This window comes from Streptomyces sp. NPDC104307, from assembly GCF_055584045.1.
Map to the genome: position 1 here is coordinate 264982 of NZ_JBVJMU010000004.1, position 18025 is coordinate 283006.

Below are 18025 nucleotides of genomic sequence, written 5' to 3' on the forward strand. Positions count from 1 at the left end.
TCCTGAGTGACCGGATATCGAAAGGTTTCCCCCCATGTCTGCTGATCTCCAAGGTTCCCGCGCGCTGGTGACCGGAGCGGGCCACGGCATCGGCCGTGCCATCGCCGTCGCCCTCGCGGAGGCCGGCGCCGATGTCGCCGTCCACTACCACTCCTCCGCGGAGGAGGCCGCGAAGACGGTCTCCGAGATCGAGGCGCTGGGCCGCCGGGCCAAGGCGTTCCAGGCCGATGTGACGGTGACGTCAGAGGTGGACCGCTTCGTCGAGGAGGCGACCGGGTTCCTCGGCGGTCTGGACGTCCTGGTCTGCAACGCGGGCCATCTGGTCGGCCGGGCGAAGATCGCCGAGATGTCCGACGACCACTTCGAGCAGGTCATCTCCACCAATCTGACCTCGACGTTCCGCACCGTGCGGGCCGCTCTGCCGCATCTGACGAAGTCGTCAGCCGGGCGCGTCATCACCATGGCGTCGCTGGCCGCGCACAACGGCGGCGGCCCCGGCTCGGTCGCCTACGCCGCGGCCAAGGCCGGGGTCGTCGGCTTCACCAAGGGCCTGGCCAAGGAGCTCGGCGGCACCGGCATCACGGTGAACGCCGTGGCCCCCGGCTTCATCAAGGGCACCGCCTTCCACGACACGTTCACCGCGCCCCAGGCGCAGCAGGCGATGGAGGCGGGCATCCCGGTGGGCCGGGCCGGCACTCCGCAGGACGTCGGTTCCGCCGTCGTCCACCTGGCGTCGCCCGCGTCCGGCTTCCTGACCGCCACCACGGTGGACATCGACGGTGGCGTGTGGCCGCGTTGAGGGGGATCGCCCGGGAGCGGGGCGGCTGGTGGCACGCGTACGTGTGCCCGGCGCACGGGGTGGAGCTGGATCACGGCGATGTGCTCTGCGGGGTGTTCCCCGAGGGCGGCGCGCGCTGCGCGTACGGCTGCCGGGTGGACGACGAGGCGGTGCGCGGGGCCTGGCTGGTGCTGTCGCACCAGGCGTGGGCGCGGCACCTGCGGGTGCTCGCCCACCGCGGCGAGCGCGAGGAGGCGGTGGCCCGGCTCGTCGAGTACGCGGGTCTGTACGAGGAGCTGGCCACCTCGCGGCACGGCGAGGCGCAGGGCTGGATGCTGCGCGGCCGGCTCTTCCACCAGGCGCTGACGGACGCGATCTGGGCGGTGAACATCGGCCACGCGGTCAGCACGCTGGCCGAGCACGGCACGGCTGATCTGGCCGAAGTACTGCCGCTGCTAGCGGCGTTGGAGCGGGCGGCCCTGGACGCCCGGAACGTGCTGACCGGAAAGGGGCAGCTCGCCTCGAACTACACCGCGTGGCTCAATGCCGCGGGGGTGGCCGCCGGTCGCGGCGCCGCCGCGGCGCGCGGGCAGGAGTGGGACGGCGGCAAGGAGTGGCTGGAGGGCGAGCACGGCCTGTACGCGCATCTGCGGGTCGCGGTCGCGGAGGACGGCTGGGAGTGGGAGGGCAGCACCTACTACCACGGGTTCGTACTGCGGTCGGCGCTGCTCGCGCTGCGCGGGACCGATCCGGCGGCCCTCCCGGCCGATGTGGTGGGTGTGCTGGCCGGGATGACGGACGTGCTGGCGACGATCGCCACACCGGGCGGCATTCTTCCGGCGCTGCACGACGGCCCGTACCTGCGCGGTCCGCTGGCCCTTGAGTGGCTCGAAATGGTCTCGCTGGCACAGCAGTTGGTGCCGTCCGCCGCACTGGAGGCGGTGGCCGGGCGGGCTCGCGGCGAGCTCGGTGACGCGGACGACGGTCTCGACCGGGAGCTGGGCGGCTGGTTCGCCGGCCCGCCGCTGCCGGAGCGGGCCGCGCCCGGTGCGCTGACGGTGTTCGGCTCCGCGGGGTACGGGGTGCTGCGGGTCGCGGGCATCCACGCGCTGCTGGACTTCGGCCCGCACGGCGGTTCGCACGGCCACCGGGACAAGCTGTCTCTTTATCTCTACGGCGATACGACTCCGTGGCAGCCCGACCCAGGTCAGGTCCCTTACGCCCACGCCGAGTTCCGTGATCTGTACGCGTCGACCGAGGCACATCCGGCGTTCCGGGTGGACGGCGGCGAGCAGGCCGAGTGCACGGGCACGCTGCTGCACTCGGACGAACGTTCGGTGACCGCGGAGGTGACCACCGCGTACGAGGGGGTGCGAGCGGTCCGGCGGATCGTGGCGGGCGAGGGCTTCCTCGTCGACCTGCTGACCGTGACCGCCGGGGAGGACCGGCGCATCACCGCGCAGCTGCGCCCCGGCACCGCCCTGGACGTCCAGTCGCAGGGGGCCGGGCCGGTGCGCACCACCTGGTACGGCGACGAGACGCTGCACGGCTGGCACACGCACCTCGCCGGGGTGCCGGTGCGCCCGGTGAGCACCCCGGGCCCCGGCCCGGCCGACGACCCCCAGCGGGTGCGGACCCGAGTCGACTTCACCGCCGTCGCCGACCGGGTCACCTTCGCCTCGGTGTACCAGGCCGGGTCCGCCGGGCCCGCCGTCACCGACGTGACGCTGGCGGAGGACGGGCTGACGGTCCGGCTCGCGGACGGCGGCATCACACGGTTCCGATCGGAGGACTGACCCTTGTTGCTCTCGGCGACCCCGCCGCCAGGACCGCGCCCCGCACAGGAGGCCCGGCTGTTCGAGGAGGCTGCCCGTCACCGCGGGCTGACCCCGCCCCGTACGCACCCGCTGGCCAGCATCACCTGGCTGGGCCCCGCGGCGTCCAACCCGGCGCTGGCCTACCGGGTGGGCGGCGATCCGGCCCACCTGGCGGAGAGCAGGCGCTGGATCGAGGCCGCGGTGCGGCTGCCCCACTGGGGCAGGGCCCATATGCCGGACCACGATCTGGACGCCGGCTGGCTGCTCCACCACCTGGCCCTCACGTACAAGTGGATCGGCGACGAACTGCCGGACGGGGTACGGGCGCTGCTGCGGTACAAGCTGCTGCTCCAGGGGCGGCGGATGTACGAGTACGCGGTGGCGAGCGAGGGCAGCTGGTGGTCCTCCTCGTACTGGCAGAACCACAACTGGATCTGCTACGCGGGGCTGGCGACGGCCGGGTACGTGCTCGGCAAGGAGGAGTGGACCGAGCGCGCCAAGGACAATCTCGGGACCGTGCTCGACCTGATGCCGGAGGACGGCTCGCACGCGGAGGGCGTCGTGTACTGGCGCTACGGCGTACCCTTCCTCGCCATTCACCTGGACCTCCTGAAGGAGGCGGAGGGCGTCGACTGGTGGGACCGCGGCGGGTTCATGTCCCACACGTTCCGCTACCGGCTGCACCAGACCGCGCCCGGCTTCGCGTTCAACGTCGACCACGGTGACTGCCACGACCGGCGCAGCGGCCACAGTGCCGCGCTGTACTACCGCCTCGGCGCGCAGTACGGCATCCCGGAGGCCCAGTGGATGGGTGATCTGGCCTCGGGCGAGCTGCTGTGGAAGGAGGCGGCCGAGAGCGGTGTGCGGCCGGGGATCCTGCCGGAGGCCTACCTCGAATACCTCTGGTACGACCCGTCCGTGGCGGCCGCGAGGCCCACCGAGACCCGGGCGTTCTTCCCTGACCTGGGGCTGCTGGCCGCCCGTACCGGCTGGGACGACGACGCCACCCTGGTCTCGTTCAAGGCCAGCCCCGGCGGGGGCCACCGGGCCTGGGAGACGGCCGCGAAGCACCGGGCGGAGAAGGGCTGGGAGACCCTCAACCAGGGCCACCACCACCCCGATTCGGGCTCGTTCGTGCTGGTCTCGCAGGGCGCGTTCCTCGCGGTGGACGAGGGCTACAGCAACCGTAAGAAGGCCGCGCACCACAATCTGCTGCTGGTGGACGGGCAGGGGTACGCGGACGAGGACCGGTACCACGTGTACCGCGACATCCCCTTCGAACGGCAGGCCAGGCAGCGCGATGTGCTCCTCTCCCCCGACTGCGGATGGGCGCACGCGACGGCGGAGATCGCCGCGATGTACGACCCCGCGCTCGGGGTGCGGAGGCTGGACCGGACGCTGGTGTTCACCCCGTCGGGCCGGCTGGTGCTGCTGGACCTCGCGGAGGCGGACGCGGCACGTGAGTGGACGTTCCTGCTCCAGACCGACGGGCCCACGGAACCCCGGCCCGACGGCAGCCGGCTGATCCGGTCGGGTGAGGCCACCGCACGGGTGCGGCAGTTCGCGCCCGCCGACGGCCGGACCGTCAGCGAGGTCACCGAGGTGGTGGCCAATCCGACGTCCAGCACGCCGGAGCTGAGCCTCACCCGGACCCTGCACACGCTGCGTTCGACGACCGCCAGGTCCGCCGAGGGGCTGTTCCTCACGGCGATCGGCCCGCAGCCGGGGGCGGACGCCGCACAGGTCCCCTGTGCGGCGGGGCACGGGGTGATGTTCGGTACGGAGACCGTGCTGCTCTCCCCCGTCGCCCGCCGGATCCGTACCGAAGGTGTCAGCGCCGACGCCGCGGCCGTACTGCTCACCTCGGACGGCGCCCCGTACGTGGTGGCGGCCACCCGGCTCGAACTGGACGGCGAGGTCGTCCTCGACGTGCCGGAACCGTACACAGGAAAGGCCGGCTGACCCATGCGGGCAACTCTCTCGTCCAACTGGCCGACGCTGCTGCGGCGGCTGGAGTTCGTGGCCTACCCGGCCGCCGCCGGGGCCGCGTTCGTCGTGCTGTCGCTGGGGGTGGTCACCTGGCTGCCCGCGCTCGCCGCGATGGCGCACGGGCTCCAGCGGTGGCGGACCGAGGGAGACAGCCACTGCTTCGCCAACACCTTCGCGTCCTTCCCCCGCTACTGGCGCTCGCTGTGGCGGCACGGACTGGCCTCCACGGCGGCGGCGGCCGTCCTGAGCGCCAACATCGTCTATCTGCTGGGCCGTTCCGAGCCGTGGACGTCTCTCCTGCTCGCCGCCCAGGCGGGCATCGCGGCCGCCCTGGTCATCCACCATGTGGCGCTCGCGGCCGAGGCCGCCCGGACGCCCGGCGGGGCCCTCCGCGACTGGACCCGCCGGGCGCTGGCGCTCGGTTTCGGCTCGGCCGCCCGGGGCACCGCCCTGCTCGGCGCGGTGGTCTCCGCCGTACTGCTCTCTCTCGTCGTACCGCTGGGGCCCTTGCTGCTCGGCCCGAGCATCCCCGTACTGCTCGCTCTGTCCTTCGCTGATCCCAGGAGGCACACCTCATGAGCCACGCACTGCGCACCACCCTCGTCGCCGCGCTCGCGGCCGGTACCCCGCTCGCCCTCGCCCCGCCGTCGGTGGCCGCTGCGGCCGCCACCTCCTACTACGTGTCGCCGTCCGGTAGCGACACCAACTCCGGTACGTCGGCGGGGTCTCCGTTCGCCACGATCCAGAAGGCCCTCGACCTGGCGCCGGCGGGCGCGGTGGTGAACCTCGCCGCAGGCACGTACAAGCAGGATGTCGTCACCGAGCGCGCCGGGGTCACCCTCACGGGCCCGTCGAACGCGGTGGTGAAGGGCGCCGGTGACACCCGGATCATCCAGGTGCGGCACGACTCGACGACGCTGAGCGGATTCACCGTGGACGGGCTGCACGGCTCGTCCACCGATGTCTCCGGGTACCGCCTCAAGCTCATCTATGTCATGAGCACGACTCCCGGGAACGGTGTGGGCGGTCTGCGCATCACCGGTATGACCCTGAAGAACGCGGCGGACGAATGCCTGCGGGTGCGCTACCTCGTGACCGGTGCCGAGATCTCCGGGAACACGATCACGGACTGCGGTGTCGCGGACTTCAAGTTCGGCGGCGGCGGCAAGAACGGCGAGGGCATCTACCTCGGCACGGCCCCCGAGCAGCAGGGCGCGAACGGCGCCCCGGACGCGGCCCCCGACATCAGCCGCGACAACCGCATCCACCACAACACGATCGCCACCCGGGGCAACGAGTGCGTCGACGTGAAGGAGAACTCGACCAACAACTACGTCGAGTACAACGACTGCGCCGAACAGCGGGACCCCAGCTCAGGCGGGCTCGACGCGCGCGGCAGCGGCAACATCTTCCGCTACAACACCATCCACGACAACGTCGGCGCGGGCATCCGGCTCGGCGGTGACACCGCCACCGACGGCACCGCGACCAGCGTCTACGGCAACACCATCACCAACAACGCGGGCGGCGGCATCAAGTTCATGCGCACCCCGCAGGGCCCCGTCTGCACCAACACCATGAGCGGGAACACCGGCGGCGACGCGGTCGGCACCTACGGCAGCGAGTACGCCCCGACCGGCGCGTGCCCGCAGTGAGCGGCGGGGGGCCCGCGAGACGCGGGGTACTGACAGCCGCGGCGGGGCTGGCCGCCGTCGCGGTGGCGGCCCCGAGTGCGCATGGAGCCGAAGGCGCGGGCGGCGACGCGCGCCGCTCACGCTGGACGACCTCCTGGGCGACCGCGCAGACCGCGCCGACGGAGACCGACCCGGTGGCGAGCGCCGGGCTGACCGGCGGCACGTTCACCGCGCACGTCCGGCTCTCTGCGGGCGGGCAGGTCCGGCTGCGCTACGGGCACGCCTTCGGCACGGTACCCGTGCTGATCGGCCCGGTGACCGCGGGCGGCAGGCCCGTGACGTTCGGCGGACAGCGGCAGGCGTGGCTCGCCGCGGGCGCCTCGCTGACCAGTGACGCGGTCGCCGGACTGCGGGCGGCGGAGGGCTCCCTGCTGACCGTGCGTACCGAACTGCCGGGCCCCACCGGGCCGTTGTCGTTCCACCGCAACACCCACGCCTCGCACGACGTCGACGGGCAGCGCACCACTTCGGTGTACCTGCTGACCGGCGTCGAGGTGACGGGCGCCCACGGGCCGGTGGTCGCGGTGCTCGGCGACTCCATCGCGGAGGGCGTCGGCACACCGGACGACTCCGATCTGCGCTGGCCGGACCGGCTCGCCCGACGGCTGCCCGGCGCCTCGGTCGCGGATCTCGGGATCAGCGGCAACCGGGTGCTGCTGGACGACGCCCGGTTCGGCCCCGGCGGACAGGCCCGGTTCGACCGCGACGTGCTGTCGCTCCCCGGACTGCGGACCGTCCTGGTCCACCTCGGCGTCAACGACCTCCAGCAGCCGCCGAGCCGGCCGGACCCCGCGCTCGTCCTGGCCGGCTACCGGCAGCTGGTGCTGCGCTCACGGGACGCCGGGCTGCGGGCGGTCGGCGCGACCATCGCCCCGTTCGGGGGCTGGACCCGCTGGACGCCCGAGCTGGAGACGGTGCGGCTGCGGATCAACGACGCGGTGCGGACCGGCCGCGTCTTCGACGCCGTGGCCGACTTCGACGCGGCGCTCCGCGACCCGGACCACCCGGAGCGGCTGCGGCCCGCGTACGACAGCGGCGACGGGCTCCACCCCAACCCTTCCGGCCATGCGGCGCTCGCCGCGGCCGTCGACCGCCGACACCTTCTGTGAGGGCAGCGCCATGAACCCAGGCACCACCCCGGGCACCAACGGCACCACCACCCGCCGCACCGTCCTGGCGGGCGCGGCGGCCCTCGGCGCGGCCGCCGCCCTGCCGCTCGTACTCCCGGCGGGCAGCGCGCGGGCCGCCGCGGCGGACCCGGCCGACGACGCCGCCTCGCTGCGCACCCGGTGGCACACCCTGCTGACCGGCGGCCCCGGCCTCGACCTGACGGACCCGCAGATCGCCGCTGCCGTGGCCCGGATCGGCAAGGCCGCGACGACCTCCGCCAAGGGCCTGGACCCCTCGCGTACCGACGGGCTGTTCCCGGACCTGACCAGCACCACGCTCTCCAACCACGTCACCACCTCCTTCAAGCGGCTCGCCACGGTCGCGACCGCGTGGGCCGTGCCCGGCACCCCGCAGTACGGCGACACCGCGTTGCGCGATCTGCTGCTGGCCGGCATCGACTGGATGCTCACCAACCGCTACGGCCCCGAGCACACCCGCTTCGACAACGACTGGGACTGGGAGATCGGCTCCGCGCTCGCGCTCAACGACGCGACGGTGCTGCTGTACGACGCGCTGGGCACCGAGCGGCTCGCCCGGATCACCTCGGCCGTCCGGCACTACACACCCGACCCCAACCTGTGGCGGGCCGACCGGCAGATCGCGACCGGCGCCAACCGGGTGTGGATCTCCACCGTCGTCGCCGTGAACGCGGTGCTGCGCGACAGCGGGGACGACCTGGCCCGGGTCCGTGACGCTCTTTCGGACGTCGAGGGTTCGGGCGCCAACAGCGTCCTCGCGTACAACGACGCGAGCGCGGTGGCCGAGGGAACCGGCGAGGGCTTCTACTCCGACGGCTCGTTCCTCCAGCACTACAAGCACCCGTACAACGGCGGCTACGGCAAGGAGCTGCTCAACAACCTCTCCCGGCTGCTGAACCTGCTGGCCGGTACGGCGTGGACGGTCACCGATCCCGACCTGGACAACGTGCGCGGCTGGGTCGACGAGGGCTTCGATCCGCTGCTGGCACGCGGCGACGTGATGGCGTCGGTGTGCGGGCGAGAGATCGCCCGCCCGAGCAAACAGGGCCACGTCTCGGCGCAGACGGTCATCGAGGCGGTGGTCCGGCTGATCCCGGGCTTCCCCGGCGAGACCGCTGACCGGTTCACCGCCCTGGTCAAGCAGTGGATCGCCGAGGACACCTACCGGGACTTCCTCGCCGTCACCGACCTCGCCTCGCTCGTCGCCGCCCGGCAGGTCATCGCCTCTTCCGTGCCGGCGCGCGGTCCGCTGGTCGCCCACAAGCAGCACCCCAGGATGGACAAGGCGGCCCACCACCGCCCCTCGTTCGCGCTCGGCATCTCCGCGTACTCGTCCCGGATCTACAACTACGAGTCGATCCAGAACGAGAACCTGCACGCCTGGCACCTCTCCGACGGCATGGTGCTCCTCTACACGGACGACCTCGGCCACTACAGCGAGGACTACTGGCCGACGGTCGACCCGGCGCGGCTGCCCGGCACCACGGTCATCGCGGGCCGGCCCGCCGACGCCGCTGGGCAGCGCACCACCAGCACCGCCGACTGGGCGGGCGGCACCGCGCTGCCGGGCACGACGCTCGGCGCGTACGGCATGGAGCTGCGGGCGTTCGGCAGTTCGCTGCACGGATGGAAGAGCTGGTTCTGCCTGGACGACGTCATCGCCTGCGTCGGCTCGGGCATCACCGCCGACGCCGGTACGGCCGAGACGGTCGTGGAGAACCGGAAGCTGCGCGACCCCGCGGCGGCCCTGCTCGTCAACGGCGAGGCCGCCCCGGCGGACACCGGCTGGTCGGATCAGCTGGACGGGGTGCGGTGGCTGCACCTCGCCGGGACCGGCGGCTACGTCTTCCCGGCGCCCGTCACCGTGCGCGGGCTGCGCGAGGACCGGACCGCTACCTGGCGCGAGATCAACCTCAAGTACGGCACCGACACCTCCGTGACCCGCCCCTATCTGACGCTGTGGCAGGACCACGGAACCGCACCGGACGGGGCCGGTTACTTCTGGCTCCAGGCCCCGGCGGCATCCGCCGAGCGCACGAAGCAGTGGTCGTCCGCGCCCCCGGTGACCCTGGTCTCGGACTCCACCGCCGTGCACGCGGTACGGCGCGGCGCGGACGGACTGCTCGCGGCGAACTTCTGGGCGGCGGGCACCGCGCAGGAGCTCACCTCGGACGGCCCGGCCTCTGTCCTGGTCAGGCCCGACGGAAAGACGGTGACCGTCTCCCTGTCCGACCCGACCCAGCTGCGGTCCTCCGTCGTACTGGACCTGGCGCTGCGCGGGCTGACCGTCGCCTCCGCAGACCCGGGCGTGAGCGCCGCAGCGTCCGGCAGCGGCATCCGGATCACCGCCGACACCGCCGGACGCCACGGCGCGACCCTCAACCTCACCCTGAAGAGGAGCTAGACCCTTGCTGTTCGACATGCCACTGGACCGGCTGCGCGACTACCGGCCGGAGCCGGAGGAGCCGGCCGACTTCGACGCCTTCTGGGAGAAGACCCTCACCGAGGCGTCCCGGCACCGGCTGGACGCCGAGTTCGTCCCGTACGACGCCGGATTCGCCACCGTCGACGTCTTCGACGTGACGTTCAACGGCTGGGGCGGACAGCCGGTGAAGGCGTGGCTGATGCTGCCCAGGGCCCGCTCCGGTCCGCTGCCCGCCGTGGTGCAGTACATCGGCTACAACGGCGGCCGGGGCATCCCGTACTCCTGGCTCACCTGGAGCGCGCTCGGCTACGCGCACCTGATCATGGACAACCGGGGTCAGGGCGGCGGCGGCAAGAACACCGCCGACACCGTGGACATCGGGCCGGACGGCAACGGCTCCTCCTCGCCCGGCTTCCTGACCCGGGGCATCGAGGACCCCTGCCGGCACTACTACCGCCGGCTGATCACGGACGCGGTGCGGGCCGTGGACGCGGTGAAGGCGCACGACGCGGTGGACGCCTCCCGCGTCGCCGTGCTCGGCGGCAGCCAGGGCGGCGGCCTCGCGCTCGCCGTGGCCGGGCTGCGGGACGATGTCGTGGCGGCCGTCGCCGATGTGCCGTTCCTCTGCCACTACCGGCGTGCCTCGCAGATCACGGACACGGGCCCGTACGCGGAGATCGCGCGCTGGCTGTCCGGGCACCGGTTCCGGATCGACGAGGCGATGGAGACCCTGTCCTACTTCGACGGGGTGAACTTCGCGGCGCGGGCCACCGCCCCGGCGTGGTTCTCCGTGGGCCTGATGGACAAGGTCTGCCCGTCGTCCACGGTGTTCGCCGCCTACCACCGCTACGCGGGTCCGGCCGAGATCGAGGTGTTCACGTACAACGGCCACGAGGGCGGCGCGGAGTACGACCTGCCGCGCAAGATCGCGGCCCTGCGCGGCGCGTTCGGGCGGTAGCGGTCACCAGTCACCGATCACCGGCCCAGCGCCGCCATCGCGGCGTTGTGGCCGGGCACCCCGCTGACTCCGCCGCCGCGCACCGCGCCCGCGCCGCACAGCAGGATGTTGGGGTGCGCGGTCTCCACACCCCAGCGGCCCGTCGCCTCCGTGGCGTACGGGAAGGAGAGGTCCCGGTGGAAGATGTGGCCGCCGGGCAGCCGCAGTTCCTGCTCCAGGTCCAGCGGGGTCTTCGCCTCGATGCAGGGCTCGCCGTTCCCGTCGAGGGCCAGGCAGTCCGCGACCGGCTCCTCCAGGTGCGCGTCGAGTTCCGCGAGAGTGGCCTTGAGCAGGGCCGCGCGCGTCGCCCCGTTGTCCGCGGCGAAGAGCCGGGCCGGGGTGTGCAGGCCGAAGAGGGTCAGGGTCTGGTATCCGCGCGCGGCGAGATCGGGGCCGAGGATCGAGGGGTCCGTCAGCGAGTGGCAGTAGATCTCGGAGGGCGGGGCGGCGGGCAGCCTCCCCGCCGCCGCCTCCCGGTAGGCCTCGGCCAGCTGCCCGTACCCCTCCGCGATGTGGAAGGTCCCGGCGAACGCCTCACGCGGGTCCACCGAACGGTCGCGCAGCCGGGGCAGCCGGGTGAGCAGCATGTTCACCTTCAGCTGGGCGCCCTCTGCGGGCTCCGGCGGTTCGTCCCCGAGGAGGGCCGCGAGTGCCTGGGGCGAGGCGTTGACCAGGACACGGCGCGCGCCGACGGTCCGCTCGCCGCCGTCCGTCCGTACCGTCACCTCGGCGTGCGTCCCGTCGGTTTCGACGCGGATCGCCTCGTGGCCGGTGCGGATGTGCGCGCCGGCCGCGCGCGCCGCCGCCGAGAGGGCGTCGGTGAGCGCGCCCATGCCGCCGACCGGCACGTCCCAGTCGCCGGTGGAGCCGCCGATGACGTGGTAGAGGAAGCAGCGGTTCTGGACGAGTGAGGGATCGTGCGCGTCGGCGAAGGTGCCGATCAGCGCGTCGGTGAGCACCACGCCGCGTACGAGGTCGTCGTCGAAGTTCTCCTCGACGGCGACGCCGATGGGCTCCTCGAAGAGCATCCGCCAGGCGTCCGCGTCACCGATCCGCTCCCGCAGCGCGTCGCGGGTAGGCAGCGGTTCGGTGAGGGTGGGGAAGACCCGCTCGGCGACCTGACCGGTACGGCGGTAGAACCGCTGCCACGCCGCGTACTCCCGGCCCGAGCCGGTGAGCGCGGCGAAGGACTCGCGGGTGCCGTCGCCGCCGACGAGCAGCCCGGTGGCGCGGCCCTCGCGGACGGCCGGGGTGTACGAGGAGACGGTCCGTTTGCGTACGGCGAAGTCGAGGCCGAGCTCCGAGACGATCTTCGGTGGCAGCAGGGACACCAGGTACGAGTAGCGCGACAGCCGGGCGTCGACGCCCGCGAAGGGCCGGGTCGAGACGGCCGCTCCCCCGGTGGTGCCCAGGCGTTCCAGGACCAGGACGGACTGCCCGGACCGGGCGAGGTAGGCGGCGGCGACGAGACCGTTGTGGCCGCCGCCCACGATGACTGCGTCATAGCTGTCGGGTACGGGCATGGCTCTTGGTAGCACGGACGACGGCCGTGGGCCAGAGCGGACGCCGCGGCCGTGCGGTCAGGACGGCGGAACGACCCGCTGCCGGCGCAGCGCCGCGACCTGCCGGTACAGCCCGACCGCTTCCGTCCCCCGGCCGAGCTGTTCCAGGCAGTGCGCCTCGTCGTTGCGGCTCGCGAGGACGTCGGGGTGGTCGGCGCCGAGCAGCCGGGTCCGCACCTCCGCGACCTGCCGGTAGACGGTGAGTGCCTCGGCCCAGCGGCCGAGCCAGCCGAGGCCGACGGCGACCTCGCGGCGGCTGACGAGGGTGTCCGCGTGGTCGGCGCCCAGGACGCGGGTGCGGGTCGCGCACACCTCGCGCGATTCGGCCAGCGCCTCCTCCCAGCGGGCCAGCCGGCCCAGGTTGACGCCCAGTCCGTGGCGGGCGCGGAGCGTCTCGGGGTCGTCGGGACCGCTGACCCTGGTCCGGTCCTCGACGAGCGACCGGTACAGCTCCAGCGCCTCGGCGCTGCGGCCCAGCCGGCCGAGGCTGATGCCCACCTCGTAGCGGGCCGCGAGGGTGTCGGGGTGGTCGGCGCCCACCATCTGCGACCGGCCCTCTACGACCTCCCGGTAGGTCTGCAGGGCCTCCGCCCACCGGCCGAGCCGGCCCAGCGTGTAGCCGACCTCGTAACGGGTGATCAGGGTGTCGGGGTGGATCGCGCCGAGCAGCCGGGCGCGGGCCTCCGCCACGTCGTGGGCCATCCGGTACGACTCCTCCAGCCGCCCGAGCCGGCTGAGGTTGAACGCGAGGTTGTGGCGGCAGCGCAGGGTGTCGGGGTGGTCGGGGCCCATCGAGCGTTCCCGGGAGAGGAGCACGGCGGTGTAGATCTGGTGGGCCTCGAAGTGGCGGTCGAGCTGCCCCAGTACGTACGCCACTTCCTGCCGGGCCGCGAGGGTCTCCGGGTGGTCGGGGCCGAGTGCCCTCTCGCGGCCCTCTGCGACGAGGCCGAACTCCCGCAGCGCATCCGAGGCGCGACCGGTGCGGCTGAGGGTGAACCCGACCTCGTAGCGGCTGGCGAGCGTGTCGGGGTGGTCGGCGCCCAGGGCCTGCTCGCGTTCGGCGGCGACCGCCCGGTGGACCTCGCCCGCCTCGTCCCAGTGGCCGAGGCGGCCCAGGTCCAGGCCGGCGCTGTGGCGGCCGGCGAGTATCGCGAGGTGTTCCGGCGAGGGCGTGGGCCGCTCGGCCCCGGCCGGCACCGCTCCTGTGCCGGGCCGGGGGCCGGTGGTCCACTCCCCGGTCAGGCCCGCCGAGTGGTCGGGCGTCGGGAGGCCCGGTGAGGTGCTGCCCGTCGCCTTGACGCCGCTCGTCATGCCGCGGGTCCAGTCGGGCAGCCGAGGCAGCGGGCCGGTCCCGGGACGCCCGACGGGGACGGGCGGCGCGAGCAGCATCCGGCCGGCCGGCTCCAGGTGGGGCTGTCCGCCGGTGCGGCCGAGGGCGATGCGTCGGCGCAGGTCGCCGGCGTCGGCGGGCCGCTGCTCCGGGGTCTTGGCGAGCAGCTCCAGGACGACGCGGTCGAGGAATCCGGGGAGTTCCGCGCGGTGGCTGCGCAACGGCTCGGGCTCGGTGTCGCGGTGTCCGACGAGCACGCCCCAGGCGTCGTCGAGGTCGAACGGCGGTGCTCCGGTGGCGATCTCGTACAGCACGCAGCCCAGCGAGTAGAGGTCGCTGCGGTGGTCGATGTGGCCGCCGCTGATCTGCTCGGGCGACATGTAGTGGGGGGTGCCCATGGCGATGCCGACACCGGTGAGGCGTGAGGTGACGCTGATGTCGTGGCCGAGTCGGGCTATGCCGAAGTCGCAGATCTTCACCGTCCCGTCGGCCAGCCGCATGATGTTGGCGGGCTTGAGGTCGCGGTGGACGATGCCCTGCTGGTGGGTGTAGCCGAGGGCGTCGGCGACCTGTTCGGCGATGTCGACGACGTCGTCGACCGGCAGCGGATGCTGTTCGTTGTCCTCCAGGAGCTGGCTGAGGTTGCGGCCGTCCAGGAGCTCCATCACCAGGTAGAGCACGCCCTCGTACTCACCGAAGTCGTGGACGACGGTGACGCCCCGGTGCTGGAGCGCGGCGGCGACCCGGGCCTCCCGGCGGAACCGCTCGCGCAGGACGCGGGTGAAGTCCTGGTCGTGCTGGGGACCCATCGGCTTGAGGCATTTGACGGCGACCTGGCGGCCGAGTGACTCGTCGCGGGCGCGCCACACCTCGCCCATGCCGCCGCGCCCGATCAGATCGAGCAGTCGGTACCGGCTCTGGATCAGCCTGGTTTCCGCCATCCCCGCTGTCGCCCCCGTCACTCCGCCTGCTGTTGCTGCGCCCTCCCCGGCCCGTCCAGTATGGCCGCCTGCCTCTTCAGTTTGTACGGGGTGGGGCGACTGCCGGGACCCAGCCGTGCCATCGCGTTCAGAATATGACCCGGCGGGAGCTGCCAGCGCAGCCGGGCCGGGATGCCCCGCAGGAGGGTCCCGGCGGTGCGCAGCCGCCGGTCGACGGTGGCGGTCGCGGGCGCGGGTCTGCCGTACAGCTCGTGGGCGTACGGGGGCAGCGACTGGTAGGCGAGCGTCGCGACGCGCCGCCACAGCAGGGCGCGGGCGGGCACCAGCAGGGGGTGGACCGGGGGCCGCCGCAGGAAGTCGTCGACGTCCCGCGCATCGGGTGAGGCGGCCAGTTGGGGCCTTACCCGATCGAAGTACGCGGCGAGCTGTGCGGTGGTAGCGGGTACGCCGGCCGGGTCGAGGCCGACGAGCCGGGCGCCGCGGCGGTGTTCGTCTATGTACCGGTCGGCCTGCGCGCCGGTCAGCGGAAAGCCGGAGCGCCGCTCGACCTGGAGGTAGGAGTCGACCTCCGCGCAGTGGACCCACAGCAGCAGTTCGGGGTCGTCGATGCCGTACGTCTCGCCGGTGCGCGGGTCGGTGGCCTTGAGAAGGCGGTGGATCCGGCGGACCCGGGCGCCCGCCTTCTCGGCTGCTTCGGTGGTGCCGTAGGTGATGGTCCCGACGAATCCGGCCGTGCGCATCAGCCGGCCCCAGGCGTCCTTGCGGAAGTCGGAGTTCTGCATGACGCCGCGTACCGCCCGGGGGTGCAGCGCCTGGAGGTACAGGGCGCGCACCCCCGCCACCCACATCATCGGGTCGCCGTGTATCTGCCAGGTGACCGATTCGGGCCCGAAGAGCCCGGGGTCGGCTTCCGTCATGTCGTCCTGCCTCCCGCTCGACCGTGCGCCCCCTCGCCGTCGGGTCCTACCGCGCCCCGGCCCGGCTCACGGACCGCGCCAGACGTTGGCGAACGCCGCGTTCTCGATGGACCTCCGCTGGCGTACGGCCTCCAGCTCCATCACCGCGTCATGGACGATGGCCACGACGGTCGTCACCGCCTCGTCGTCGAATCCGGTCTCGTCGTCGGGGTGTTCGCCGTCGATGCCGACGACGGAGGCGAGGGCGGTCAGGACGGGCTCCCGCTGCTCCCAGCGCTCGACTGCCCTGCGGCGCGCGGGCGTATCGGCCGGTTCCACCCGCTGCGAGCCGAAGGAGAGCCGGCCGCCGGGCTTCGGCGTCAGTTCGCCGGCCTCCTCCAGGGCGCTCTGGTACGCGGCCGAGAGGTCCCGGCCCCGGCGCCACAGCCAGTCCTCGATCCGCTCGTAGGGGGCGTCCCGGACGATCGCCGCGACGGCCTCGCCCATGAGCCGATCGTCCTGCGCCGGCGCCACACCCGGCACGATGCGGTCGCCGTCCACCGTGACCGCCTCCACCCCGATGAGGTCGATCAGCTCGGCTCCCGCGAGCGCGAGCGACAGGTCTCCCTGTCCCACGGAATTCTTCGGCTCCTGGTCCGTGGCGATCGTGAACAGGTCCTTCGCCGTGGTCATGAACGGCTCCCCTCGGAGACATCGACAATGGTGTGCCCCGCCGGGACGGCCCGTTTCCTGGGCGGCCCGGCGGCGGAACGGCTGTCACGATCAGTATCGCTCCCGGCCCCGCGGTCCGGAGCTCTTTCGCGCGGCGGCGTCAGAACGCACCCCACCGGGGACACCGTCCGGCCGTCGGGCCGGGCGGACGGCCTCAAGAGGTCGCGGCACGAAGAGCGGTGGCGGCGAGGGTGGTGAACTCCATCGTGAAGTGTCCGCCCAGGGCGTCGATGGCTTCCCCGACCGCGTCCAGCACCTCGGCCAGTTGATCCGGACGGAGTTGCGTGAGACCGCCGGTGGTGGGCAACAGATCGAGCCACTGGCGGCGGGTGTAGGACTGCCGCCAGTCGAACCGCCACTGTTCGGGCTCGTCGAACTGCCCGGTCTCGCGGATCGTGTCGGCGGACTTCACGTACGCCGCCCGGTAGAGATCGAGCGGTCGCCGGGCCGGCATGCCGCTGAACGGGGAGTCGGGCGCCACCCGGCGGTACGCGGCGGCGAATGGTTCGGCCACCTCGGCAGGGGGCTCGTACGCGTGCCCGAAGATCGCCAGCCGTCCGCCCGGACGCAGCACACGTGCCGCCTTCGCGGCGCCGGCCACCGGATCAACCCAGTGCCACGACTGGGCGGCGATGACCGTGTCGAACCTCCGCCCGGCCGGCTGCCAGGCCTCGAACGCCGCCACCTCGACCGGCAGGCCCCGGGCCCGTGCGACATCGGCCATGCGCGCATCGGGCTCGACCCCGAGCACGGCGCAGTCCGCGGCCTGGAACTGCCGGGCGGCGATGCCGGTGCCGCAGCCGATGTCGAGCACCTCTCGCCCGGGGCTCCCGGCGACGACGCGCGTCACCAGCGCGTCCGGGTATCCGGGCCGCGCCGTGTCGTAGCGGTGTGCGTCCACGCCGAACGACTCGGCCATCCGCCGGGCCCGGTGCGGCTCCTGCGGGGACGGTTCCGACTGCTCTCGCGGTAGAGTGGGCATGCGCCCACCCTAGTGGGCACATGCCCACTAGGCAACGGCCCACCATCTTGGCGGGCGCGTGCCCACTGAACAGCGGATGCCGACGGGCAGCCCGCACGGGAGGAGCCGCACGTGCCGACCGGAGTGCACATTCGCGACGCGCGGCAGCAGTTGTTCGACGCCGCCGAACGCGTACTTCTGCGGGCCGGGGCGGACGGTCTGACCAGCCGGGCCGTCACCGACGAGGCGGGCTGCGCCAAGGGCGTCCTGCACCGGCACTTCAGCGACTTCGACGCCTTCCTCGTGGACCTGGTGCTCGACCGGGCGGCGCGGCTCGAACGGGAGTCGGACGCACTGGCCGGGTCCGTCGGCACCGGCACGGTGGCGGAGAACCTCACCAGTGCGCTGACCACTCTTTTCGGCCCGGTTCCGGTGGCGATCATCCCGCTGATCACCTTCCGGGACGAGCTGCGCGCACGGCTGCGGCAGGCGATGCCCGGAGGCGGCATCGCGATCCTGGCCCAGGCGACGACCGCGGTCTCCGCCTGCCTGGCAGCCGAGCGCGAGCTGGGCCGCATCGCGGCCGACGCCGACATCGACTCGCTCACCCTCTCCCTGGTCGGCGGCGGCCATCTCCTGTTCGTGGACCGCGCCGCGGGGCCGCCGTCCACGGAGGCCGTGAACAAGCTGGTGACGGCGGTCATCGCCGACGCCGTACAGAGACGACCGGCCGGATCGTCTCCCTAGGACGTCTC

The 18025-nt window shown here is 73.1% G+C and carries 14 protein-coding genes; 9 read left to right on the top strand and 5 right to left on the bottom strand.

What is annotated here, in order from left to right:
* The first annotated feature begins 34 nt into the window (after positions 1-34).
* From ACZ601_RS14095 to ACZ601_RS14130, 8 genes are read left to right on the top strand one after another with little or no spacing between them, the layout of a single operon-like run.
* Entirely contained in the window at positions 35-799 is a 765-nt protein-coding gene (locus ACZ601_RS14095; RefSeq protein WP_469537054.1) for an SDR family NAD(P)-dependent oxidoreductase, read from the top strand.
* The gene (locus ACZ601_RS14100; protein WP_469537057.1) at positions 787-2574 is read left to right on the top strand and encodes a heparinase II/III domain-containing protein; all 1788 of its coding nucleotides are present in this window, start codon (positions 787-789) and stop codon (positions 2572-2574) included. The genes ACZ601_RS14095 and ACZ601_RS14100 overlap by 13 nt, the downstream gene beginning before the upstream one ends.
* 3 nt (positions 2575-2577) lie before the next feature.
* Positions 2578-4557 (top strand): heparinase II/III family protein, encoded by a 1980-nt coding sequence (locus tag ACZ601_RS14105; RefSeq protein WP_469537059.1) that lies wholly within the window; start codon positions 2578-2580, stop codon positions 4555-4557.
* 3 nt (positions 4558-4560) lie between these two features.
* Positions 4561-5163: a hypothetical protein gene (locus ACZ601_RS14110; protein ID WP_469537062.1), complete on the top strand. Its 603-nt coding sequence runs from the start codon at positions 4561-4563 to the stop codon at positions 5161-5163.
* Positions 5160-6239, top strand: a complete 1080-nt coding sequence (locus ACZ601_RS14115) for a DUF1565 domain-containing protein (protein ID WP_469537064.1) — start codon at positions 5160-5162, stop codon at positions 6237-6239. The genes ACZ601_RS14110 and ACZ601_RS14115 overlap by 4 nt, the downstream gene beginning before the upstream one ends.
* Positions 6227-7387, top strand: a complete 1161-nt coding sequence (locus ACZ601_RS14120) for an SGNH/GDSL hydrolase family protein (RefSeq protein ID WP_469537067.1) — start codon at positions 6227-6229, stop codon at positions 7385-7387. Before ACZ601_RS14115 ends, ACZ601_RS14120 begins: the two co-directional genes overlap by 13 nt.
* Positions 7388-7397: 10 nt before the next feature.
* Positions 7398-9830, top strand: a complete 2433-nt coding sequence (locus ACZ601_RS14125) for a polysaccharide lyase 8 family protein (RefSeq protein ID WP_469537070.1) — start codon at positions 7398-7400, stop codon at positions 9828-9830.
* 4 nt (positions 9831-9834) lie between these two features.
* Positions 9835-10809, top strand: coding sequence for an acetylxylan esterase (locus tag ACZ601_RS14130; RefSeq protein WP_469537073.1), 975 nt, complete (start codon positions 9835-9837; stop codon positions 10807-10809).
* Between the two features lie 17 nt (positions 10810-10826).
* On the opposite strand, the gene ACZ601_RS14135 is transcribed toward ACZ601_RS14130, so the two are convergent.
* The 5 genes from ACZ601_RS14135 to ACZ601_RS14155 all read right to left on the bottom strand — a co-directional run bounded on the left by ACZ601_RS14135 (position 10827) and on the right by ACZ601_RS14155 (position 17291).
* A complete protein-coding gene (locus ACZ601_RS14135; protein ID WP_469537076.1) occupies positions 10827-12371 on the bottom strand; it encodes a phytoene desaturase family protein in 1545 nt (514 codons plus the stop codon).
* Between the two features lie 57 nt (positions 12372-12428).
* On the bottom strand, positions 12429-14681 hold the full coding sequence (locus ACZ601_RS14140) for a serine/threonine-protein kinase (protein WP_469537078.1): 2253 nt from the start codon (positions 14679-14681) through the stop codon (positions 12429-12431).
* A 17-nt stretch (positions 14682-14698) separates the two neighbouring features.
* Positions 14699-15598 carry an oxygenase MpaB family protein gene (locus tag ACZ601_RS14145; protein WP_469537082.1) on the bottom strand — a complete coding sequence of 300 codons (900 nt, stop codon included), beginning with the start codon at positions 15596-15598 and terminating at the stop codon, positions 14699-14701.
* Positions 15599-15664: 66 nt separating this feature from the next.
* Positions 15665-16270: a GOLPH3/VPS74 family protein gene (locus ACZ601_RS14150; RefSeq protein WP_469537085.1), complete on the bottom strand. Its 606-nt coding sequence runs from the start codon at positions 16268-16270 to the stop codon at positions 15665-15667.
* Positions 16271-16463: 193 nt separating this feature from the next.
* Positions 16464-17291, bottom strand: a complete 828-nt coding sequence (locus tag ACZ601_RS14155; protein ID WP_469537088.1) for a class I SAM-dependent methyltransferase — start codon at positions 17289-17291, stop codon at positions 16464-16466.
* 111 nt (positions 17292-17402) lie between these two features.
* On the opposite strand from ACZ601_RS14155, the gene ACZ601_RS14160 reads away from it, so the two are divergent.
* Positions 17403-18017 carry a TetR/AcrR family transcriptional regulator gene (locus ACZ601_RS14160; RefSeq protein WP_469537091.1) on the top strand — a complete coding sequence of 205 codons (615 nt, stop codon included), beginning with the start codon at positions 17403-17405 and terminating at the stop codon, positions 18015-18017.
* The last annotated feature ends 8 nt before the right edge of the window (positions 18018-18025 follow it).